The 21,575-nt window shown below is 44.7% G+C and carries 20 protein-coding genes and 1 pseudogene; 10 read left to right on the top strand and 11 right to left on the bottom strand.

Annotated elements, in window-relative coordinates:
• Positions 1 to 291: 291 nt before the first annotated feature.
• Positions 292 to 1,413, top strand: a pseudogene (locus tag ABD006_RS05745) (IS4 family transposase).
• Between the two features lie 437 nt (positions 1,414 to 1,850).
• Here the strand turns inward: ABD006_RS05745 and pta are convergent.
• Positions 1,851 to 2,825 carry a phosphate acetyltransferase gene (gene pta / locus ABD006_RS05750; protein WP_343838637.1) on the bottom strand — a complete coding sequence of 325 codons (975 nt, stop codon included), beginning with the start codon at positions 2,823 to 2,825 and terminating at the stop codon, positions 1,851 to 1,853.
• Between the two features lie 256 nt (positions 2,826 to 3,081).
• Between pta and hemQ the strand changes: the two genes are divergently transcribed.
• The 4 genes from hemQ (at position 3,082) to ABD006_RS05770 (ending at position 5,672) form a co-directional block, all read left to right on the top strand.
• Positions 3,082 to 3,828 carry a hydrogen peroxide-dependent heme synthase gene (gene hemQ, locus ABD006_RS05755; RefSeq protein ID WP_343838639.1) on the top strand — a complete coding sequence of 249 codons (747 nt, stop codon included), beginning with the start codon at positions 3,082 to 3,084 and terminating at the stop codon, positions 3,826 to 3,828.
• Positions 3,829 to 4,191: 363 nt separating this feature from the next.
• On the top strand, positions 4,192 to 4,614 hold the full coding sequence (locus ABD006_RS05760; protein ID WP_343839029.1) for a cell wall hydrolase: 423 nt from the start codon (positions 4,192 to 4,194) through the stop codon (positions 4,612 to 4,614).
• Positions 4,615 to 4,631: 17 nt separating this feature from the next.
• Complete coding sequence (gene gerQ, locus ABD006_RS05765; RefSeq protein WP_343838641.1) at positions 4,632 to 5,210, top strand: spore coat protein GerQ; 579 nt, start codon at positions 4,632 to 4,634, stop codon at positions 5,208 to 5,210.
• 216 nt (positions 5,211 to 5,426) lie between these two features.
• Positions 5,427 to 5,672 (top strand): hypothetical protein, encoded by a 246-nt coding sequence (locus ABD006_RS05770; RefSeq protein ID WP_343838643.1) that lies wholly within the window; start codon positions 5,427 to 5,429, stop codon positions 5,670 to 5,672.
• 8 nt (positions 5,673 to 5,680) lie between these two features.
• On the opposite strand, the gene ABD006_RS05775 is transcribed toward ABD006_RS05770, so the two are convergent.
• The 4 genes from ABD006_RS05775 to ABD006_RS05790 form a co-directional block, all read right to left on the bottom strand.
• Positions 5,681 to 6,049, bottom strand: a complete 369-nt coding sequence (locus ABD006_RS05775) for a DUF423 domain-containing protein (protein WP_343838645.1) — start codon at positions 6,047 to 6,049, stop codon at positions 5,681 to 5,683.
• A 33-nt stretch (positions 6,050 to 6,082) separates the two neighbouring features.
• On the bottom strand, positions 6,083 to 6,391 hold the full coding sequence (locus ABD006_RS05780) for a YwdI family protein (protein ID WP_343838647.1): 309 nt from the start codon (positions 6,389 to 6,391) through the stop codon (positions 6,083 to 6,085).
• Positions 6,392 to 6,531: 140 nt separating this feature from the next.
• Positions 6,532 to 7,191, bottom strand: coding sequence for an amino acid ABC transporter permease (locus tag ABD006_RS05785; RefSeq protein WP_343838649.1), 660 nt, complete (start codon positions 7,189 to 7,191; stop codon positions 6,532 to 6,534).
• A gap of 57 nt (positions 7,192 to 7,248) precedes the next feature.
• On the bottom strand, positions 7,249 to 8,037 hold the full coding sequence (locus tag ABD006_RS05790) for a basic amino acid ABC transporter substrate-binding protein (protein WP_343838651.1): 789 nt from the start codon (positions 8,035 to 8,037) through the stop codon (positions 7,249 to 7,251).
• Between the two features lie 475 nt (positions 8,038 to 8,512).
• On the opposite strand from ABD006_RS05790, the gene ABD006_RS05795 reads away from it, so the two are divergent.
• The 5 genes from ABD006_RS05795 to ABD006_RS05815 all read left to right on the top strand — a co-directional run bounded on the left by ABD006_RS05795 (position 8,513) and on the right by ABD006_RS05815 (position 13,446).
• Positions 8,513 to 9,688, top strand: coding sequence for a CaiB/BaiF CoA transferase family protein (locus ABD006_RS05795; protein WP_343838676.1), 1,176 nt, complete (start codon positions 8,513 to 8,515; stop codon positions 9,686 to 9,688).
• A 14-nt stretch (positions 9,689 to 9,702) separates the two neighbouring features.
• Positions 9,703 to 10,902 carry an acyl-CoA dehydrogenase family protein gene (locus ABD006_RS05800; RefSeq protein ID WP_343838677.1) on the top strand — a complete coding sequence of 400 codons (1,200 nt, stop codon included), beginning with the start codon at positions 9,703 to 9,705 and terminating at the stop codon, positions 10,900 to 10,902.
• 13 nt (positions 10,903 to 10,915) lie between these two features.
• Positions 10,916 to 12,364, top strand: a complete 1,449-nt coding sequence (locus ABD006_RS05805; RefSeq protein ID WP_343838679.1) for an NAD-dependent succinate-semialdehyde dehydrogenase — start codon at positions 10,916 to 10,918, stop codon at positions 12,362 to 12,364.
• A 249-nt stretch (positions 12,365 to 12,613) separates the two neighbouring features.
• The gene (locus tag ABD006_RS05810) at positions 12,614 to 12,883 is read left to right on the top strand and encodes a hypothetical protein (protein WP_343838681.1); all 270 of its coding nucleotides are present in this window, start codon (positions 12,614 to 12,616) and stop codon (positions 12,881 to 12,883) included.
• A gap of 74 nt (positions 12,884 to 12,957) precedes the next feature.
• On the top strand, positions 12,958 to 13,446 hold the full coding sequence (locus tag ABD006_RS05815) for a hypothetical protein (protein WP_343838683.1): 489 nt from the start codon (positions 12,958 to 12,960) through the stop codon (positions 13,444 to 13,446).
• 169 nt (positions 13,447 to 13,615) lie between these two features.
• Here the strand turns inward: ABD006_RS05815 and ABD006_RS05820 are convergent, their stop codons facing one another.
• The 6 genes from ABD006_RS05820 to ABD006_RS05845 all read right to left on the bottom strand — a co-directional run bounded on the left by ABD006_RS05820 (position 13,616) and on the right by ABD006_RS05845 (position 21,498).
• Positions 13,616 to 13,930 carry a DUF3870 domain-containing protein gene (locus tag ABD006_RS05820; RefSeq protein ID WP_343838684.1) on the bottom strand — a complete coding sequence of 105 codons (315 nt, stop codon included), beginning with the start codon at positions 13,928 to 13,930 and terminating at the stop codon, positions 13,616 to 13,618.
• A gap of 314 nt (positions 13,931 to 14,244) precedes the next feature.
• The gene (locus ABD006_RS05825) at positions 14,245 to 15,432 is read right to left on the bottom strand and encodes a saccharopine dehydrogenase family protein (protein ID WP_343838685.1); all 1,188 of its coding nucleotides are present in this window, start codon (positions 15,430 to 15,432) and stop codon (positions 14,245 to 14,247) included.
• Between the two features lie 36 nt (positions 15,433 to 15,468).
• Entirely contained in the window at positions 15,469 to 16,971 is a 1,503-nt protein-coding gene (locus ABD006_RS05830; RefSeq protein ID WP_343838687.1) for an aldehyde dehydrogenase family protein, read from the bottom strand.
• A 14-nt stretch (positions 16,972 to 16,985) separates the two neighbouring features.
• The gene (locus ABD006_RS05835) at positions 16,986 to 18,656 is read right to left on the bottom strand and encodes a thiamine pyrophosphate-dependent enzyme (protein WP_343838689.1); all 1,671 of its coding nucleotides are present in this window, start codon (positions 18,654 to 18,656) and stop codon (positions 16,986 to 16,988) included.
• Positions 18,656 to 19,831: an LL-diaminopimelate aminotransferase gene (locus ABD006_RS05840; protein ID WP_343838690.1), complete on the bottom strand. Its 1,176-nt coding sequence runs from the start codon at positions 19,829 to 19,831 to the stop codon at positions 18,656 to 18,658. The genes ABD006_RS05835 and ABD006_RS05840 overlap by 1 nt, the downstream gene beginning before the upstream one ends.
• An 83-nt stretch (positions 19,832 to 19,914) precedes the next feature.
• A complete protein-coding gene (locus ABD006_RS05845) occupies positions 19,915 to 21,498 on the bottom strand; it encodes a Na+/H+ antiporter NhaC family protein (protein WP_343838692.1) in 1,584 nt (527 codons plus the stop codon).
• Positions 21,499 to 21,575 lie beyond the last annotated feature (77 nt).

Here is a 21,575-nt window from a genome sequence, read left to right on the forward strand (position 1 = left end):
TATTTTTATGGATTGATTGCTGATATTTTGAATTGATTCTTCCGATTTTGGAATATTTATCCTGAATAAGGAGCAATTCTCTCCAATCCGGACGAATCATCCTCGAAACCGAATTAATTATTTTTACTCAACTTTCGCACCAAGAAATCTGTAGTGAAATCAATACGTGTAGGTGCTTATAGAACTGACATATCATGCTTGACTTTAGTTCAGACATGAAAAAAACACCTCAACGTTGGTATAGTTGATTTGATGAGAATCACATACGATACAGATGAGGTGTCCGCCTATATGATAGCGAAAAACAACTCGAATAATCAACTGCCAAATGAAATAAAATCGACATTCAAAGAATTAAATGTATTGAAGCACTTGCGTAATGCATGCATAACAAAGTCTTTCGGTTTTTCTTGTGCTTCCAGCTAATCTTTTGCCTGATCTTTGAAAACAAAAACTGGTTTCGGACACTTGAAAGTAGGAAAGCTGCGGATGTTCCAGTCAAAGATACCGTATATCGTTTCCTGAACCAATCATCATTCAATTGGCGTCGCTTTCTACTTTCACTTGTCGCTTATACGATTGGGAAGGTCTCAAAGCTAACACGCCATAATCGTCCAAAGGTGTTCATCTTAGATGATTCACCCTATGATCGGAACCGAAACAAACATGTAGAGCTTCTGGCTCGCTGCTTTGATATGCATCACAGAAAATGCGTTTCTACAAAGGTTTTCGCATGTTGATACTGGGCCTGGGCTGGTCTGATGGTGCTACATTCCTGCCAGTTGATATTTCATTATTAAGTTCAGAGAAAAAAGCAGGATAAACGATATATCTGAAAACATTGATAAACGCAACTCCGGTTACAAGCGTCGACAAGAAGCTTTACAGACAGCACCGGAACAGATTCCGGGTATGACTAAACGTGCAATGAACGCAGGCATCGATGCCTCTTATGTTCTCATGGATACATGGTTTACCCAGCAGCCTCTCATCAAAGAACTGACAGAACAAGGCCGGACGTGATTGGCATGGTCATGAAATTAAAGCAGCGTTATCTCGTAAACGGTAAACGCTTTAGCCTCGATGAGTTGTATCGCCTGGCAAAGCCTACTGATGGGAAAAAGAGCAGTCACACAACCATTGTGTTTGCAAGGTACATTGTATTGTCATGGCAAAATCGTTGCAGTTACAGTTGACCGCATACTGGGCGGTATGTTTTATAAATTATGTGATGAAGTTAATGACCTCGATTGGGTTGTGGCTTTACAGCAGTTAATCGAGCTTCTTAAAGATACCCTAAAAAGGACGAATAAGAAAATGCAGCAACTCATCAAAAGTCAACTACAACAATGGATTGCGGATCTGTCCAATTATATCAAGGTATACCTGCCTATTTCAGTCTGCGAAAGTTGAGTTTTTATAAAAGGATGAATTATTTCTAAAATGCGCTTAATCCTATCAGCGACTTGCTCAATTCAGCACATAACCGATGGATAACAATATTTAGGGATGAATCAACAACAAACCAGGATTAATTTCTATGATTGCAGCTTAATTCTGCATCTTTTGGCATTATTTGCTCAAACTCGGATTAGTCCATCACATTTCGAAATAAATTATGTGACTATAGCATCATTTTACCTTTTCCGGCTTAATCCACTCAAATTCAGATCAATCCCCAGCAGCCCGGACCAATTCCCAATCTTTCAGACATGTTCCCGCTCAGTGACCTGCAACTACTCTCCTTCTTTCCCGGAACATAGACAAACAGACAGACACATAAAATTAGCCAGGCGCTCAACTCTAGCACCTGGCTTTTAACATCCTTTATTCAAGAAATAGCGAACCGTTTACTCAAGGGATTGTGCGGCTGTAATCATGGAAAGCTTATAAACATCATCAACGCTGCAGCCTCTGGAAAGGTCGTTTACCGGCTGGTTGAGCCCTTGCAAAATTGGACCGACTGCGTCAAAGTTTCCTAAACGCTGGGCAATTTTGTAGCCAATGTTTCCTGCTTCAAGACTTGGGAAAATGAAGGTGTTTGCATCGCCCTGAATAGGAGAATCCGGTGCTTTTTTCTGTGCAACAGATGGAACAAAGGCTGCGTCAAATTGGAATTCTCCATCGATAACGAGCTCACCGTTTTTCTCTTTCGCCATTTCAATCGCCTGCTCGACTTTTTCTGTTTCCTCTGATTTCGCTGATCCTTTTGTTGAAAAGCTTAACATTGCCACACGTGGGTCAATATTAAACAGATTTGCGGTTTCTGCACTTTCCACCGCAATCTCGGCTAAGTCTTCGTCATTTGGAGCGATGTTAATCGCACAGTCAGCAAATACATATTTTTCTTCATCGCGGACCATGATGAACACACCAGAAGTTTTCTTCACACCTGGCTTTGTTTTAATAATTTGCAGGGCTGGACGAACGGTGTCAGCTGTGGAATGGGCAGCACCACTGACAAGTCCATGGGCTTCATTCATATAAACCAGCATGGTCCCAAAGTAATTTTCGTCCTGCAGGATTTTACGGGCATCCTCTTCTGTGGCTTTTCCTTTTCTTCTCTCTACAAAGGCCTGTACCATCTCGTCAAAACGGTCATAGGAAGCAGGATTGATGACTTCACACTGATCAACTTGAGCCCCTAAATCGCCCGCTTTCTGTTTCACTTCCGCTTCATCTCCAATTAGTACAGGAGTGACAAGTTTGTCTTCTGAAAGCTTGCTGGCCGCTTCCACAACACGCTCATCAGATGCTTCAGGAAGCACGATTTTTATATCTTTATTATGTAATTTTTGTTTTAGATCTGTAAATAAATCACTCATGATTATTCCTCCTAAATTTTCATCTGTTATATATTCTACACCACTTTCTGTATTATTGAAAGGGACACGGGGACAGGTTCCTTGTCCCCGTGCCCCGCCCTCTCGTCCCACCTATCTTTCCTCACACTGAATCTTTTCATTCGATTTGCAACAGAATTGTCGATTTTACGGGAGCATCTGTTTGCAGGTAGAGGTTACAATTATGGTATAGTATACTCGAAATGAAAAACTTGAACGTTTAAAAGGAGCGATATACATGGCTGAAGCAGTTGAAACATTAGATGGCTGGTATTGCCTTCACGATTTCCGCACCATCAATTGGGCAGAGTGGAAAAAAGCAGGCTCCGATGTCCGGAAAGAAGCTATGGAGGAACTGAAAAACTTATACGCACAATGGGATGAAATCGACGAAAACAAAAATGGCAGCTACGGCGTTTACTCCATCGTCGGTCAAAAGGCGGATCTTTTATTCATGCATCTGAGACCTGCAATGGATGAACTAAATGAGCTGGAGACTGCCTTTAATAAAACAAAATTCGCTGAGTTTACTGAACCTGTTTATTCCTATGTATCTGTTGTTGAAATGTCCACTTACATGGCTAAGGACAAGGACCCTGAAACAGATCCGGCGATTCAGTCCAGACTCAAGCCGATCCTTCCAAAAGGCTGGGAGTATGTATGCTTCTATCCAATGGACAAGCGTCGTGAAGTCCATGATAACTGGTACAGTCTTCCTATGGAGGAACGGAGCAAGCTCATGTATGAACATGGGATGACCGGCCGCAAATACGCTGGCAAGGTGCGTCAGATTGTAACAGGCTCCATTGGTTTTGATGACTGGGAATGGGGCGTAACCTTATTTGCCAAAGACGTTCTTCAATTTAAAAAGCTGGTTTATGAAATGCGTTTTGATGAAGTAAGTGCACGGTTTGCCGAGTTCGGTTCCTTTTATATCGGAAAGCGTAAAACCTATGAGGATATCGTGCCTTTATTAGAAGTTTAATAAAAGATTGTGTCCCCTGTCAGCGGTGAATGCTGGCAGGGGATTTTTATTTGTCCAGTTCCATCTCCTAGGTCAAGGCGGATATAAGCAGGGGCCTCCGCTTTTCTATTGTCCAGCTCGGGCTCCCAGGCCCAAGCGGTCATAAGCTGAATCTCCTCCGCTTTTCTTTGTCCCTAAAAACTTCACACATATCCTCATTTTATGCCGCATATAAATTTAGAGAAAAAGAAAGCAAATCCTGTAACCCTCACCCATTTTATTACATAGACTGAGGTGAAACGTCTAGTAGGATAAAAGTCTAACAGGAACCCCTGCTGGCTAATTTTAATTAATGTACATCACAGAAGAAGTGAGGTGAAGGATTTGGCAGTCATTCCTTTTACTGCAGCAGGACAGAAGCTGTTAGCCCGGCTGATGCGTGCAGAGGCCGAGGGTGATGGTAAGTTAGGGATGTTAATGGTAGGAAACACCGGTGTCAATCGGGTTCGTGCCGATTGCCTGGATTTCAAAGACGTTCGGAACCTCAGGGAAATGGTTTTTCAATCCCCGGGAGGCTTCGAGGCTACACAAAAGAGCTACTTCTACCAGCGAGCCAGAGCTAAGGATCTGGATTTAGCTCTGAAAATTTTACGTGGGCGCAGGGAGCATCCTGCAACCAATTCACTATGGTTTTTTCGGCCTGCAGGAAGCTGTCCCGCACAGTGGTTTGGGCAGTGGAATACAGGCAGATATAAATCTCATTGTTTCTTTGCTCCAACACAATCAGAATGTCCTAACATATTTTAGAAAGGAGAGTCTAAATAATGGCGGAAGAACAACCATCATTCGGAATGTCCCCTAACGGAGGTCAAGGTCAGCAAGGTCAGGGACCACAACAGCAGGCGCCATTTAATGCTGCACCAAGCGCACCATTTCAAGGAGGTCAGCAGGGACCTGGTTTTCAGGGAGGTATGCAGCCTCAGCAAGGACCTGGCTTCCAGGGAGGTATGCCATCTGGAGGTATGATGCCAGAGGGAATGGGTCCTGGTATGCAAGGTGGAATGCCTGGTATGATGCAAGGACAAATGGGCCAAATGGGTCAAATGCCGCCATCAGGAGGTCAGATGGCAGGAGCACCTGGAAATGGAATTCCATTAGAAGAACAGTCCTACATTGAAAATATCCTTCGTTTAAACAGAGGAAAAATGGCGACCGTTTACATGACGTTTGAAAATAATGAACAGTGGAATGCAAAGGTATTTAAGGGCATTATAGAAGCAGCCGGTCGTGACCATATCGTTCTAAGCGATCCGGAAACAGGCAGACGTTACCTCCTGTTAATGATTTACCTGGATTATGTAACCTTTGATGAAGAATTGAACTACCAATACCCTTATGGATAACAAAGCGGGAAATGAAAATCCCTTGTCACAGCATAGTTAAGACAAGGGATTTTACTTTACGGCCTTAAGGGACGAGTAGAATATCAGTTAATCACGCATGAACTGGCCGTAATATCCCCACTTCAAGTCTTGAGGGTAACCCAACAAGACTTAGTGGGGATGGAGAAAACTCCCACTGATGGAGGTTTCACTTTATTGTTTGAAAGGAAGTTCAGGATGAGACATAAATCAGAAAAGTACTTTAAATATCAATATCTTTCTATAATTGCCTGTATTCTGCTGGCTGTTTTAGCCATTTGGCAGCAGATACAGATTCTATACCTGCTGTCCTTCTACGCTCTCACCTTAAGTTTTATTTTTGATGGTCTGGGTCATTATATCCGCAATGAACAAGCTGATTTTTACCAGCAGCTGATTCGTGCGTTACTCATTTTTCTTCTGACGACTCTATTTTACTTTTAACCAGCCTTTTAAACATACTTGATAATCGCATAGCCTAATAGAATCCAGCCAATCAGAAATGATACGCCTCCAAGTGGTGTAATCATCGCAAACAGAGTTACACCTGTCGTGGAGTAAATGTAAAGGCTCCCTGAAAATAAAAGGATACCAATAAAGAAAAACCAGCCGGCGCTTTGTAAAGGACCCTGGCTCAGTTTCATCCCGACCAGAGCAGTAATGAACAGCGCCATCGTATGAAACATCTGATACGTAACAGCTTTATCCCATGTATTCAGCATTTTTTCACTTAGTTTTCCTTCCAGGCCGTGTGCCCCAAAGGCCCCAAGCGCAACAGCTAGAAATCCATTAATAGCCCCTAAAATAAGAAATAGTTTCATTCGTGATCCTCCCCTTATGTATTGCGATTCCCATTAAAAGTCAAAGATAGAGTCCCCATTAGCACCATCATGATCAATCGTTGTCTGACGCTGGCCAGTTGACGGAGATGGTGAAGGGGTTGAAGTCTGCTGAGTAGCTGAGCTTTCAGGTACGGACTCCTGAGTGAGCTTTCGCATCACCTCGGTTTCACTTGTGGATGTTTCTTCATCTATAAACAAATCCGTCAGAACCCGGACGGATTTAATATGCTCCTTCATTTTCCCCGGATCATGAGCATTTTCCATTGCCTGATGCACTTCATTCAACATTTTCTTTAATACTTTTCGATCTGAGACAGGCATGCGGCCTCCTCCTTTATGTACATAGTGTCTGTTATTATAACATGATTCGGACGCAGGATGCAGGCTTCTGCTGTTTGCGAGGTTCCGTTACGTAAAAAAGTCCCAGGGATCACAACCCTGAGACTTCTTCCGTACACATTTTATGAAAATTGCACCCATTTTCTTTCTACAACCTGCAGGACATAGGACAGGCCTAAGACGATGATTAAATAGATGATTGCTACGGTAATGTAAGGCTCCCAGACCACATAATGCTGGCCTACTGCTGCATCGCCCCAGTACATCAATTCTTTGGCTGCGATAACGGAAGCGAGAGAAGATTCCTTAATCAGCGTAATAAACTCATTGCCAAGCGGCGGAACCATCCGGCGAACAGCCTGAGGAAGAATGACGTGCCTCATGGTCTGAGCCTTTGACATGCCCAGTGACCTTGATGCTTCCGTCTGTCCCTTGTCAATGGACTGGATCCCTGCTCTGAAAATTTCCGCCACATAAGCCGATGAATTCAGGCTCAGCGTGACTACAGCCGAGGCCACTGCTGTGCCATCCGGATAAATGGCCGGCATAACGGCAAAGTGGAAAATAAACAGCTGAACCAATACAGGTGTCCCACGCAGACAGTTGATGTAAGCCAGAAAAGGAAAGCGAATCAGCTTGTTTGGAGCCATTCTCCCTAAGGCAATAAATAAACCGATTAGAACGCCTAAGAAAATACCAGCTAGTGAAATTCCGAGTGTCAGTAATGTCCCATCAAGGAAAAAAGGTAAATATTCCCCGATAATATCCCATCTAATGTCCATGCTAATGATCCTCCTTGGGTGCTTGCTTTAGCGCTTTAAAGCGTGTGGGGACAGTCCCTAAAATTTATCAGGCTTCTGTCCAAACCATTCTTTATAAATCTCGTCGTAGGTTCCGTTTTCCATAACGGTTTCCATGGCCTGATTGATTTCGTCTACTAAATCACTGCCTTTTGGAAACATAAATCCGTAATACTCTGATTCAAAGGCGTTCTTATCCTTAACAATTTTAATCTCAGCATCAGGATTGTTCTTGAGATATTCTTGTGCAACCGCATTGTCTACGATCACGGCATCCACATCATTCTGCTGCATTGCCATAATGGCCAGTGGAACCTGATCATACTGGTGGATCTGGTCTGAATTTTTACCAAAGATTTTCTGAGCGGCTTCTGCTCCTGTGGTAGAAATTTGTACACCTACATTTTTATCTTTTAAATCTTCAACACTGCTAATCTGTGAATCTTCCGGAACCAGGATTAATTGAGTCGATTCAAAGTACGGCTTGGAAAAATCGTACGTTTCCTTTCGTTCATCCGTGATGGTGATTCCGGCCACCCCTAAATCCGCTTTTTCATTTACGATATTCTGCAGCATTGTTTCCCAGCCGACGTTATCAAAGTTTGCTTTATATCCTGCCTCTTTCAGTACCGCTGTGGCAAAGTCAACATCGAATCCAGTCACTTCGCCTTTGTCCATAAATTCAAATGGCGCGAAGGCTGCATCAGTTGCGATGGTCAGTTCTTTCAATTCTTCTCCACTTGAAGTGTTTGAAGGGGTATCTTCCCCTCCACAGGCTGTTAATAGAATTAAAGATATACCCATAATAAGTGCGACGATCTTTTTCATAGCTTCCATCCCCTTAGTGTTTTGATTTTTGTATATTTATTCATTATATTTTATTATTATACATTTCACTGAATATTTGTAAAGGGGAATTGAATAAAAAATAGAAATAAATGTTTACTTGCTATTCCATCCTTTAACGATGATCATATCCGCTTCGGCAACCATTCCCTTGAAAGCGTTTTACATTTACTGTTTACAAACTTTTCTTAATATTATAAAATAAAGTCAGGTTAAAGCTTGCTGAAACTTTATGCCAAAGTTCTGACCGCAAGCCAACAACCAGATTGTTTATAAAAATGAATGAAAATATAACTGTTTAGTCTGTTCCCAATCCACACCGGAATTGGTCCAGCAGATGAAATGCCAGTTACAATTCTTATCCCGATAAGATTGTGCTGGCATTTTTTAATGGACAACGCGCACGCTTTAGCGCTTTAAAGCATGTGGGGACAGTCCCGAAAAAGGAGGAGAGGCATTGGATGGAATTCGTGTTTTGGATTTATCGAGGGTACTGGCTGGTCCATTTTGTTCGATGATTTTAGGGGATCTTGGGGCTGAGGTGATTAAGGTGGAAGCTCCGGGTGGCAGTGATGAGACGAGACGCTGGGGGCCGCCGTTTAAAAACGGGGTGAGTGCCTACTATTTATGTGCCAATCGCAATAAGAAGAGTGTCACTATTGATCTCAAATCGGCCAAAGGAAAAGAAATCATTGAAAGGCTTGTTCAAAACAGTGATGTAGTGATTCACAATTTTAAAACGGGAACGATGGAGCGGCTTGGGCTCAGTTACGAGGAGCTAAGCAGCATCAACCCGGGCATCATCTATTGTTCCATTACTGGCTTTGGTGAGACAGGGCCGTATAAAACCCACCCTGGCTATGATTTCATTATTCAGGCGATGAGCGGGCTGATGAGCATTACCGGAACCGAGGAATCCGGCCCGCAAAAGGTCGGAGTGGCCATGACCGATGTGTTAACCGGGCTGTATGCCTGTATCGGAATCCAATCCGCCCTGCTGGAACGTCAGCAATCCGGGCAAGGCCAGAAACTCGATCTATCCTTATATGAATCTGCTGTCAGTTCACTCGTAAATATTGCAAGCAACTACTTAATGTCGGGGAATCTTCCAGCCAAACTCGGCAACCACCACGCCAACATTGTTCCCTATCAGACGTTCCGCACAAGTGATGGGGAAATGGTGATTGCAGTTGGAAATGACCGTCAGTTTCAGGCCTTATGCACGATTATTAATCAGCCTGACCTCGCTCACAATCCAAATTTTAAAACCAATCCGGATCGGGTGGAACATCGCGAGGAACTCACGGCTATATTACAGGCGGAATTGGAAAAGCAGCCTACATCCTACTGGCAGGAGCAATGTCATGCCCATAACATTCCCGTGGGTCCTATACAGAATATGGAAGAAATCAGAAACGATCCACAGCTTAACGCCCGAAACTTTTTTCAAACCATTAAACATCCAAAAGCTGGTGCAATGGATATCCTGGGCAGTCCGCTTCACCTTTGCCGGACACCGCCAAAAGTCAGAAGCCATCCACCGGAGCCCGGCGAGCATAATGATGAAATCTTCACATCAATCGGATTGTCACCGTTCGAAATACAGGAATACAAAAATAATCATTGGATATAAAGGAGTCGATACGTATGAATTTTGAATTTAGCGAAGAGCAGAATCTATTAAGAGAAACGGTACGAAACTTTGTTGATAGCGAGATTAACCCCTACATGCAAAAGTGGGAAGAGGAAGGAAAATATGATGAAGGAATTAACCGGAGACTTGGAGAACTGGGTCTTATGGGTGTATGTATTCCGGAACAATACGGCGGCAGCGGAATGGATTATAACTCGCTTGCCATTGTATGTGAAGAGCTCGAGCGCGGGGATACCGCCTTCCGTACAGCTGTATCCGTTCATACCGGACTTAACAGTATGACCCTTCTTCAATGGGGAAATGAAGAACAAAAACAGAAATACCTCACCCCTCAGGCAAAAGGAGAAAAAATCGGGGCCTTTGGACTGACTGAACCTGGAGCCGGCTCGGATGTAGCCTCCATGCAGACAACAGCCAGGAAGGACGGGGATGACTACATTTTATCCGGCCAGAAAACCTGGATTTCCCTATGCGATGTAGCCGATCACTTCCTTGTTTTTGCCTACACAGATAAAGATAAGAAGCATCATGGCATTTCCGCATTTATCGTAGAACGAACGATGCCGGGCTTCTCTTCAAAAGCGATTAAAGGCAAGCACGGAATCCGGGCTGGAAATACCGGGGAGATTTTCTTTGATGACGTAAGAGTACCAAAAGAAAATCTGCTTGGTGAAGAAGGAGAAGGATTTAAAATTGCAATGTCAGCCCTTGATAATGGCCGCTTTACGGTAGCAGCCGGTGCCTGTGGGTTAACGATGGCCAGTCTTGAAGCGAGCGTGAAGTATTGTCATGAACGGAAAACCTTTGGAAAAGAAATCGGGAAGCATCAGCTCGTACAGCAGATGATTGCCAAAATGGAAGCAGGATTGCAAATGAGCCGTCTGCTTGTTTACAGGGCCGGTGAACTTAAGAATCAGGGGAAACGTAATACGCGGGAAACGTCTTTAGCCAAGTGGCAGGCGTGTGATATTGCCAACCAATCGGCCGATGATGCCGTGCAGATCCACGGTGCCTATGGCTATTCAAACGAGTATCCGGTCGAACGCTACTTGCGGAATTCCAAAGCACCCGTCATCTATGAAGGTACACGCGAGATTCATACCATTATGCAGGCAGAATATGTATTAGGGTACAGGAAGGATAAACCACTTAACAAAATGTTACCTGCCTGGAAGCCAGATTCTGAAAATTAAGGGAGAGATGCAAATGGTCCATTTTGACTCAGCCATCCATAGCATTTTTATTGATGGAGAATGGCGCAGTGCCGTATCAAATCAGACTGAGCCTGTATATAATCCGGCTACACTTAAGACAATTACAGAGGTTGCCTATGGCGGACAGAAGGAAACCAATGAAGCTGTGCAGGCAGCTAAAAGAGCGTTTGCCGATTGGTCCCGGCTTTCTCCACGCAAGCGTTCCAATATTCTTTATAAAGCATCGGAATACATGCTGGAGGACGTCGATCGGCTGGGAACCATTTTAACGATGGAACAGGGAAAGCCCTTAAAAGAGGCAAAGGGTGAGGTGAAAGGAGCCGCCGGTTTTCTCCGCTGGTACGCAGAAGAGGCCAACCGGGTTTACGGAGAATGGATTCCTTCCTCCAATACCCGCAACAGGCTGCTTGTCATCCCGCAGCCCGTGGGCGTTGTCGGAGCGATTACTCCATGGAATTTTCCAGCTTCTATGATTACGAGAAAAATTGGTCCTGCTTTAGCTGCAGGCTGTACCGTTATCCTTAAACCTGCTCCGGAGACACCGCTGTCAGCCATTGAAATTATAAAGATTATGGAAAAGGCCGGTATGCCAAAAGGTGTGGTCAACCTCGTTACCGGAAATGCCGAGGAAATCGGACAGGAGTTTTTATCGAATAAGGACGTCCGGATGATTACCTTCACAGGCTCTACGGCAGTCGGAAAATACTTAATGAGAGAAAGCGCCGAGCATGTCAAAAAGGTCTCCCTGGAACTTGGAGGTCACGCACCGATTATCGTATTTGATGACGCCGATTTAGATGTAGCTGCGGAGCTTACATTAGGCAGCAAATTCCGTAACAGCGGCCAGACGTGTATTTGCGCCAACCGTGTCTACGTTCAGCGCTCCATCTGGGAACCATTCCAGCAAAAGCTGATCGAAAAGATTAAAGAGCTGCAGCCCGGAAATGGCTTAGAGGACGGAACCACGATGGGACCTTTAATTAATCAGCAGGCAGTTGAAAAGGTGAAAGACCATTACGATGACGCTACCTCCAAAGGAGCAGAGGTTCTTTATACCGGAAAGACCCAAAAGGACGACTTACAGGGCTACTTTTATCCACCAACCGTATTAGGCAATGTCAATGATGATATGAAGGTGATGAACGAAGAAACCTTTGGACCAATCATACCGATCCAGCCATTTGATGAAGAGGAAACTGCCATTAACTGGGCCAATGATACGGACTACGGATTAGCAGCCTATATTTTCACAGAAGGCTATCGCCGCTCCGTACGTGTATCCGAACAGCTGGATTATGGAATTGTTGGAATCAATGAAGTCTTCCCTGCCCGGGCAGAAGCACCATTCGGTGGGGTCAAACAATCAGGAATCGGCAAGGAAGGCGGACATTATGGAATTGAGGAGTTTGTGGAGCATAAGTATATTGCTTCTTCGGTATAAGGTGAGGCTTCCATCAGCGGGGGTATTACGATAAACGGAAAACGGGTGCAGGGATTTTTACATCCAGCACCCGTTTTTCTTTTCGTTTGTTACACATTTTCTGCTGTAGTCGCTCACTATTTATCGAAAATATTTTAAGATATGAAGGAATTGGGTTACAGTTAAACGAAAGGAAAAAAGAGATAATGATAGAGGATCATTCATACAGATGAAAATCGCTCTCATATTCAAACCAGGGAGATGACCGTCTTGCATATTTATTTGCTGCTTATCATTGTTTTTGTCAGTACTGTTGTTTTCTATCTCATCCTACTCTTTTTCCCGGAAAAGAAACACTATAAATATATCATTCCCTCCATTCTAATTCTATTTGGGATTTGTGCATGGGTATATGTCTGGTCCGGAAAAGGATGGCTGGCATCTGCTATTTACGGAACTGCCGCTCTAATTGTTGGGGCTATTTTGTCTGTGATTGCCGTGCTTTTCGATTTATATGATAAAAAGAGGCGTTATCATTAAGACAAAGTTGACGATCTGAGGACGGCTAAGAATCATAGATTCTCTGGGTGCAAAAAAGGGGGGCAATAATAAAAGTGAAGCATTTGTTTTTTGTAATCATCTTATCCCTGCTGCTTACAGGCTGCAACCAACAAGCGAACTTTGATACGACCTACTTACTGGAAAGTGATGAAATTATGATCACAGCCCGCACCTACCAGGATGGAAAGCGTGTGACGAATATTGGTTATCAGGGAAGATTAACGACTAAAGAAGACATCGAATCCTTTTCCAATCTGGTCAGCGGAATGAACTTTACAGAGATATCTTCCAATCAAGCAGGGAAGATCACTACAAGCAATACATCCGATTCATTAACAGTCGGGACAAAAACAGCTGATCAAACAAAGAAGGAAAACTTGACGATTCTAACCTTTTACAAAGACGGCACCATCCTTGGTATTGAATTCGAAAACGGTACAGGAGAGCATTTCTACCAGGTAAAACCTAAAGATAAGTCTCTATACAGGAAAATCCATAAATGGTACGAAAAAAATAAGGAAAACACTCTTAAAATCCAATAATTCCCCATCATCCTGTCGTTCACACAAACGTCGTAACCAAAACCTGTTTTTAAAATACTTAAGACCGACTCAGGATAGTCGATCTTTTTTCTGTTGCTGCTTTTCTGATTGTGAAAGGTTTTAAAGAATCCTCGCCATTTCCGCTGAATATGTTAGTAATGAATCCCTTTCATCCTTTTACTGCTGATTGCTCATATTGCTTCGCCAGGTCCTTGAGTGCTGAAGCAACGGCATTTCCTGCTTTCCCTAAATAATGCTTTTTTACTTCCTCCACCGGTTCTTCAACGCCATCCTTCAGACTGTAACCCTTAAGAAGTCTTTGGACAAACTCCCGGCCATGCGCTGTGGCTAATGTACAGCCAGCCTCCACAATAACCCCGTATTTTTTGTCCACCTCTGCGGTGATCGTTAGAGTCTCATACATATTCTGAGCTGCCATTCCACCCGGAAGTCTGGCATGACCTGCGACGAAGAATGTATTCATATGCCTTCACCTCAATTTGCTGTTTTTCTGTCATGTTTCCATCTATATCTATGTAAAATTTCGTCATTGGGCGGAGAAGTCCTGCTTTTTTATGAAGGACGATTCTGTTTTATTTGATTGTTATATTGGCCTTCATCGCCACTATGAAGGCCACATCCACAGTATTCAAACATGATTATATCCTTCACAGAGATCAACCCGCTTCAAAAATATCCCATAAAGTGAAACTTCCATCAGTGGGGGTATGACGGCCAGTTAATGCGTGATAAAAAATGGGGTCTGCCCCGTATTCACAGCCCCATTTCCCTATAAAACTATTTTATCATCGATTCATTCTTCGCCTTATCAGTCAATGGCTTCATCGCCTCATGAATATTCACATTACGCTTTGCCATTTCTTCCATATAAACATCACCGGGGACAATGTTTTCCGGTGGATGGACGCCCCGTTTGGTGATGGTCCCGCTGCCGATCATCTGAGCAACAACGGAAATGGTATTCGCGGTCGCTCTGGCCATGGCGGTAACATTGCTCGAACGGTCCTTAAACGTACTCATTTCATATTGATAAAGCGTCCGTCTCCCATCCTTCTTCCCTTCGACCATGACCCGGAGCAGAACAGCATCATCTTTATCTTTAAGGTCCACAATTGGATCGAGCAGTTTTAGCAGGATGTCTCTTGGGGTTACCTTTGTTCCCTTTACATCCACCGTATAATCGTTTCTCGTTAAATTCAAATCAACCAGAAGTTTAAATTTCTGTGCATGACCCGGATATCGAATGGTTTTATATTCCAATGTGTCTAAATGAGGATAGGACTTAGGCAATGTTGAGGTTCCGCCTGACGTATGAAAGGCTTCCAGCGGACCAAATTTATTAAAATGAATCGTTTCGACCTCCGTTAGAGCGGGGACCTCCTGTGGCTGTCCGTTGCGAATGATCAGAGCTTTATCCGTATAGTGATCCATTAACCCCTCCATGGAAAAAACATGATTATATTCAAGAGGCGGCTCAGGCTGAACAGGAATACCACCTACAAAAATACGGATGGACTCAGGCTCATCAAGCTTACTGTATCCGTGACCTGATAGAATATTAATCATTCCGGGGGCAACACCTAAATCAGGGATCACCGTAACCCCTGCAGTTTGGGCATCTTCTTTTAACTGCAGTACCTTATCCGTAATATGACCAATATGCCCTCCCAGGTCTACACTGTGCACTCCAGCTTCAATTGCGGTTTTGGCCACAATCTCATTAAAGCTGTAAAATAAGGCATTAATCACCACATCATATTCTCGCATAAATGCTTTTAACTGTTCCTGATTGCCGGCATCTACCTGATAGGGTTTCAGTTTTTTAGATTTCAGCTGTTCACATACCTGACTGGCACGCGCTTTGTCTACATCCGCAAGTCCAATAAAGTCTACACCATGACTATGAGCAAGGTCCCTTGCCGCTTCCTTTCCCATTAATCCGGCTCCTAGTACACCTATTTTCATAGATATTACCTCCTTGTTTGTCTATTGTGGACCTGTTTATTCCGTATCGATCTGGGCCCTTTGTAATTTTCCGCTGTAATCGACATAGACGGCCTTCCATTCAGTAAAGACATCGAGGGCAGCCACACCCGAATCACGATGCCCGTTTCCTGTTCCTTTCGTTCCTCCAAAAGGCAGATGGATTTCCGCGCCCGTTGTACCGGCGTTCACATAGACAATCCCCGTATCCAGATCACGCTGGGCCGCAAAGACACGATTGGCATTTTGTGTGAAAATGGAACTCGAAAGTCCAAATTCGACACCATTATTGACTTCTATAGCCTCCTCAAAGCTTTTGACAGGAATGAGGGAAACGACGGGACCGAAAATTTCCTCCTGACTGATTCTCATATCCGGAGTAGCATCGGTAAACAATGTCGGGGCAAAATAGTGACCATCCTTATACTGGTTCTGTTCCAGCACATATCCGCCTTTAATAAGCTTAGCGCCTTCCTCCTGGCCAATCTGAATATATTTACGAATCTTTTCCAGTCCCTGAGCGTTAATAATCGGTCCCACTTTTACTGATTCATCCAGCCCATCACCAATGGTCAGGCTTTCCATTTCTTTAATTAACCGCTCTTCCAATTCGTCTTTTACCTTTTCATGGACGATGACACGGCTGCAGGCTGTACACCTCTGTCCGCTCGTTCCAAATGCACTCCATAAAATGCCTTCCACAGCCAGGTTCAGGTCTGCATCATCCATGACGATAACCGCGTTTTTTCCACCCATTTCAAGGGACACTTTCTTGAGCCTCTGTCCGCACTTACTCGCAATCGAACGACCGATATCATTTGAGCCTGTAAACGATATAACTCGAATATCGTCGTGGGCAACCATGGCCTCCCCTACTTCGGAACCTGTACCGAAGACCACATTAAGAACGCCGTCCGGCAAGCCTGCTTCTTCAAAAATTTTCGCGAGCTCATAGGCCATCAGCGGGGTTTCGGTTGCCGGCTTCCATATAACGGTATTTCCTGCCACGATTGCCGGGAAGGACTTCCATGTGGCTATGGCAATCGGGAAGTTCCATGGGGTAATAATGCCCACAACCCCAACAGGTGCACGAACGCTCATAGCAAACTTATCGCCCAGCTCGGATGGAGTCGTGTGCCCAAATAACCGGCGTCCTTCTCCTGCCATATAAAAGGCCATATCAATCCCTTCCTGAACTTCTCCCCTTGCTTCTTCAAGAACTTTTCCATTTTCCATTGTTAAAATGGTTGATAATTTCTCCTTCCGTTCCTTCATCAGCTGACCGACACGCAATAAAATCTCCGCCCGCTGGGGACCAGGGACGAGTGCCCACTTTTTCTGAGCATCACGGGCGATTTTTACCGCATCCTCTACATCTTCCTTTGTGGATAAAGGCACTTGAGCAATGGGTTTTCCATTCGCAGGGTTGATCACATCACGATAGGTTTTACGGTCATCGGACACCCATTTTCCGTTTATATAATTTTTTAATTGCTCCTCCTGAATGAAAGTCTGTGTCATGAAATCATCCTCCTTTATTTGTTATAAGTGATTGATTGCTCACGAATTTGCTGAATGGTTTTTCCCACCGAAATCTGCTCAGCATCACACTTTATGTCAATTACAGCCGGTTTTTCCTGGCTTAACGCCTTTGATAGAGCTGCTTTAAATTCTGTTCCCCCCTTCACCACTATCCCAATCGCTCCCATGGACTCTGCATAGCGGGCAAAATCAGCATCTGATAAGGAGGTGCCCATCACTCTACCGGGATGATGAATTTCCTGATGCATGCGGATCGTTCCATACGACTGATTGTTAAAAACGAGAGCAATGACAGGAATCCGGTATCTCACGGCTGTCTCCATCTCCTGCATCGTCATCATAAACCCACCATCACCTGACAAGGAAATAACCGGGCGATCGGGATGAGCGAGCTTTGCCCCTAAGGCAGCTGGCATGCCATAGCCCATGGCACCTGACGTTGGACCAATGTAGGTATTTTTCTGTCTGAAGGGATAATAGGCATGCAGCCAGCCGGCAAAATTTCCAGCGTCATTCGAAATCATGGCACCCTGAGGTAAGTCCTCGATCAAACTGGAATAAACCTGTTGATAGATAGAGCTGTCTTGAGATGCATGAATGTTTGCAGCTTGCTCATAGGCAGTACGACGCTGAACAGACCAATCTTTCCACTCTTCATTTCCTTTTATCATCTGCAGTCCCTTTAAGGCTTCCTTCGCATCAGCGACAACCCCAATATCCGGAGTAAACACCTTTCCAATGGTTTCTGCATCGATATCGATATGAATCAGCCGCTGACGGGGTTGTGGAAATTGATAATTTTGTGTAGTCACCTCTGATAATCTGCTGCCCAGAACAAACAAAACATCCGCTTCCTGCAGGGTCTTTTTAATCTCCGGGTGGGTTCCAAGCCCTAAATGCCCCATAAACTGTTCATGGTGATGGGGAAAAACATCGTGTCTGCGAAAGGCTGTGAGCACAGGTAAACCGGCTTGCTCGACAAACGATAAAAAGTCATCCTCTGCCCGGGCAGCTTTTACTCCTCCACCGGCAATGATTAGCGGCCGTTCTGCCCCCTTTAAAAGCTTCTCTATCTCTTGAATCTCGCTATCTGCCGGCTTCGGTTTCGGCTTTATTACTTTAGGACCAAAATTCATAACCGCCTTTTCCTTGAGAATATCCTCGGGCAAGGAGATGATTACAGGACCAGGTCTTCCTGTCTGAGCCACTCGAAAGGCACGCTGAACCAGCTCCGGCACCCGTTTTGCCTCGTTGATTTCCACTGCCCATTTTGCTGTATAGCGGAACATTTCCTGAAGGTTGACCTCCTGAAAACCCTCACGCTCCCGGACCTCCCTGGACACCTGGCCAATAAACACAACCATAGGGGTGGAATCCTGATAAGCCGTATGCACACCAATCGACAAGTTGGATGCCCCGACTCCCCGTGTGGCCATCACAACCCCTGGCTTCCCGGATGCCTTTGCATAGCCCTCCGCCATGAAGGAAGCACCCCCCTCATGTCTCGCTGAATACAGAGCGATGTCCGGTTCATCGTAAATCCCATCCAATAAAGGCAGGTAGCTTTCCCCCGGGACACAAAACACTTTGGAGATCTCCTCTATTTTCAGACACTCCACAATTCCCTCAGCTCCGGTCATCAGGGAGGCCTGTGTTTTTTCCATTATGAATCCCCTCCCATGTGCAGTTTTTCTATTCTTTTTACCGCTTCATTTAAACGTTCATCAGGTACAGATAATGAAATCCTGAAATATCCCTCACCCGCCGATCCAAATGCATTCCCTGGTGTTACAATGACCCCCAATTCGGTTAAAAGTCTGTCTGCAAATTCCATTGATGAATAGCCTTGGGGAACGGGAGCCCAGATAAAGAAGGTTCCTCTGGGCTTTGAAGCATGAATACCAATGGATGTCAGAGCATTCAGCATCCTGTCCCGCCGTTGCTGATAAATGGCGTTATGCTCTGAAACGGCGGACAAATCGCTGGTTAACGCAGCGACGGCAGCCTTTTGAACAGGGATGAACTGACTCGTATCCACATTGCTTTTATACGTGGCTAAAGCCTTGATCATCTCCCTGTTCCCGACTACATAGCCGATACGCCAGCCCGTCATATTAAAGCTTTTGGACAGGGAGCCAAATTCCACAGCATATTCCTTAGCCCCGGGAACCTCCATCATGCTTGGTGCCTGATAGCCGTCAAAAGTGGTGAGACTGTAGGCAGCATCGTGCGCAATTGCAAGCTGGTACTTTTCAGCATATGTAACCGCTTTCAAAAAAGTGCTTTTCTGAACCGTTGCCGCTGTAGGATTTCCTGGATAATTCAGGAGCATCAATTTTGAGTCCTGTAACGCTTCATCTGATAATTCTTCAAAAACAGGCTCCCCGTTCTGTTCAGCATTTAAAGGCAAGTCGATGGCATTTCCCCCAGCAAGATGCACCGCCGACCGATAGACAGGATATCCGGGATTCGGTACCAGTACCTTTTCACCCTGGTTAATGACAGCCGGTATAAAATGAGCAATTCCTTCCTTTGAGCCGACTAAGGCAAGCACCTCTTCATCCGGATCCAGCTTCACCCCATACTGCTTTTGATAAAAATGAGCGACTGCCTGCCGAAATTCATCAGTGCCTGTGTAAGAGGAATAACGATGGTTTTCCGGCTTCTGCACCTCATTGACTAACGTATCGATAATAAAGGATGGTGTCGGTAAATCCGGTGCACCGATTCCTAAATCAATGATGTCCTTTCCCTCTTTTTCCAGCTGCTTTTTCCTTTTTTGAATCCGGGAAAATAAGTACGGAGGCAATGCTTTTATTTTTTCTGACACGAAGTCCATGCTTCCTTCCCCCTTCCCCTTCAAATATATGACGGATGAAATTTCAATATGAATGAACGTACAGATGCACCGGTACAGGCTATTTAATCCACAGCAGTCCCATCATTAACGGGGACTTCCTCGGGTCTCTGCAGCAGAAAATAAAACACCAGCAGACCAATTAGGACTGTGCCCAGACCCATCCAGGTATTGTTCGTTAAGCCAAAAACCATGTAGCCGGCGAAAGTAATGACAGCCGCTGACAGGGCATACGGTATTTGCGTCATCACATGGTCAATATGGTGACAGCTGGAACCTGTAGCCGAAAGTATAGTCGTATCTGAAATGGGTGAACAGTGGTCTCCAAAAACGGCTCCCGCCAGAACCGCCGCAAGCATCGGCATAATGAGTGAAACATCGGTAGCGGAGGCAATCTGACCGGCAATCGGCAGCAGTATACCAAAGGATCCCCAGGACGTACCCGTGGAAAAGGCAATAAAACCTGCGATGACAAACAGAATGCCCGGTAAAAAGGCCGCATTTAAATTCGCCCCTTCTACAAGTCCGGCTAAATACGTTCCCGTGCCTAACTGGTCGATTAAGGTAACGATGGACCACGCCAAGATCAGAATCATAATACTGGATATCATGGATTTCGTTCCCTCTTTCAGACCGAGCAAGAAGTGGGAAGCGTTCATTTCCCTGTGCTTTGACTGCTGAGCGAAGAATAAGGCAAACGTTAGAATTAAACCACTGGCACCCCCAATAATTAGCGATAAGGTAACATCGGCATTCCCAAAAATGTTCACCAGCGTCTTCGCTTCTTCGGTTGCCAGGTAACCCGTCCAGACCATCGCCCCAACAGTCGCCACAAACAGAACGATAATCGGCAGCATTAAATCACGTACTTTTCCTTGTTCACTGGAAGGAAGCTTACTTTCCGTATCAATTTGATCCTTAAACTCCGGATTAACAACCTCACCAGTTTGTACGGCTCTCTCCTCATGCTTTTTCATCGGTCCAAAATCCACTTTACGCAGGGCAATAACCAGCACAACACCGAGAGCTGCCCAAACATATAAATTCATGGGAATCATTTGCATAAACGCATTAAAAGCACTAATTTCCGTCAGACCTTCAGCAGCAAATACCGTCCCCAATATCCCTATAATGTACGCACCCCAGCTTGATACCGGAGAAACAACACAAACGGGAGCAGCCGTAGAATCAATAATATAGGAAAGCTTGGCTCGGGAAATCTTATGCTGGTCGGCCATTGGTCGTGAAACCTGCCCAACCGTTAAACTGTTAAAGTAATCGTCAATAAAGATAATAACCCCAAAAATCATCGTCATAATCTGCGCCCCAACCCTGGACCGCACACGACGAATCATCCAGGTCCCAAACGCCCGTGAACCACCCATCATGCTGACAAACGCAGTCAGAATTCCAAGCATTAAAATAAACAGTAAAATATAAACATTCCACGTGTTTAACGATCCACCGTCAACAAATACCCCCTTAAACGATTCCCAGATTGCTGAAACCGTTCCCTTAAATTGAAACCCTGATAAAAGAATCCCGGCAGAAAGAATCCCGATTCCCAGCGAAATTAACACCCTTCTTGTTAACAGCACCATAACAATGGCAATAATCGGCGGAATCAGGGAATAAACCGTCTCCTCCACATTCATCCCTCCCTCGGTTTTTCAGCATTCACTTATTTAAATGCTTTGTTGCTGTTTTTCACCTCCCTGGTAAAGAT

The organism is Salinibacillus aidingensis, from assembly GCF_039522525.1.
Classification (GTDB): Bacteria; Bacillota; Bacilli; order Bacillales; family Alkalibacillaceae; genus Salinibacillus; species Salinibacillus aidingensis.

Excerpts from the sequence above, each read along its gene's own strand:
- pta (WP_343838637.1), bottom strand. The coding sequence starts at position 2,825 with ATGAGTGATTTATTTACAGATCTAAAACAAAAATTACATAATAAAGAT.
- hemQ (WP_343838639.1), top strand. The coding sequence starts at position 3,082 with ATGGCTGAAGCAGTTGAAACATTAGATGGCTGGTATTGCCTTCACGAT.
- gerQ (WP_343838641.1), top strand. The coding sequence starts at position 4,632 with ATGGCGGAAGAACAACCATCATTCGGAATGTCCCCTAACGGAGGTCAA.
- ABD006_RS05770 (WP_343838643.1), top strand. The coding sequence starts at position 5,427 with ATGAGACATAAATCAGAAAAGTACTTTAAATATCAATATCTTTCTATA.
- ABD006_RS05775 (WP_343838645.1), bottom strand. The coding sequence starts at position 6,049 with ATGAAACTATTTCTTATTTTAGGGGCTATTAATGGATTTCTAGCTGTT.
- ABD006_RS05780 (WP_343838647.1), bottom strand. The coding sequence starts at position 6,391 with ATGCCTGTCTCAGATCGAAAAGTATTAAAGAAAATGTTGAATGAAGTG.
- ABD006_RS05785 (WP_343838649.1), bottom strand. The coding sequence starts at position 7,191 with ATGGACATTAGATGGGATATTATCGGGGAATATTTACCTTTTTTCCTT.
- ABD006_RS05790 (WP_343838651.1), bottom strand. The coding sequence starts at position 8,037 with ATGAAAAAGATCGTCGCACTTATTATGGGTATATCTTTAATTCTATTA.
- ABD006_RS05800 (WP_343838677.1), top strand. The coding sequence starts at position 9,703 with ATGAATTTTGAATTTAGCGAAGAGCAGAATCTATTAAGAGAAACGGTA.
- ABD006_RS05805 (WP_343838679.1), top strand. The coding sequence starts at position 10,916 with ATGGTCCATTTTGACTCAGCCATCCATAGCATTTTTATTGATGGAGAA.
- ABD006_RS05820 (WP_343838684.1), bottom strand. The coding sequence starts at position 13,930 with ATGAATACATTCTTCGTCGCAGGTCATGCCAGACTTCCGGGTGGAATG.
- ABD006_RS05825 (WP_343838685.1), bottom strand. The coding sequence starts at position 15,432 with ATGAAAATAGGTGTACTAGGAGCCGGATTAATGGGAAAGGAAGCGGCA.
- ABD006_RS05830 (WP_343838687.1), bottom strand. The coding sequence starts at position 16,971 with ATGACACAGACTTTCATTCAGGAGGAGCAATTAAAAAATTATATAAAC.
- ABD006_RS05835 (WP_343838689.1), bottom strand. The coding sequence starts at position 18,656 with ATGGAAAAAACACAGGCCTCCCTGATGACCGGAGCTGAGGGAATTGTG.
- ABD006_RS05840 (WP_343838690.1), bottom strand. The coding sequence starts at position 19,831 with ATGGACTTCGTGTCAGAAAAAATAAAAGCATTGCCTCCGTACTTATTT.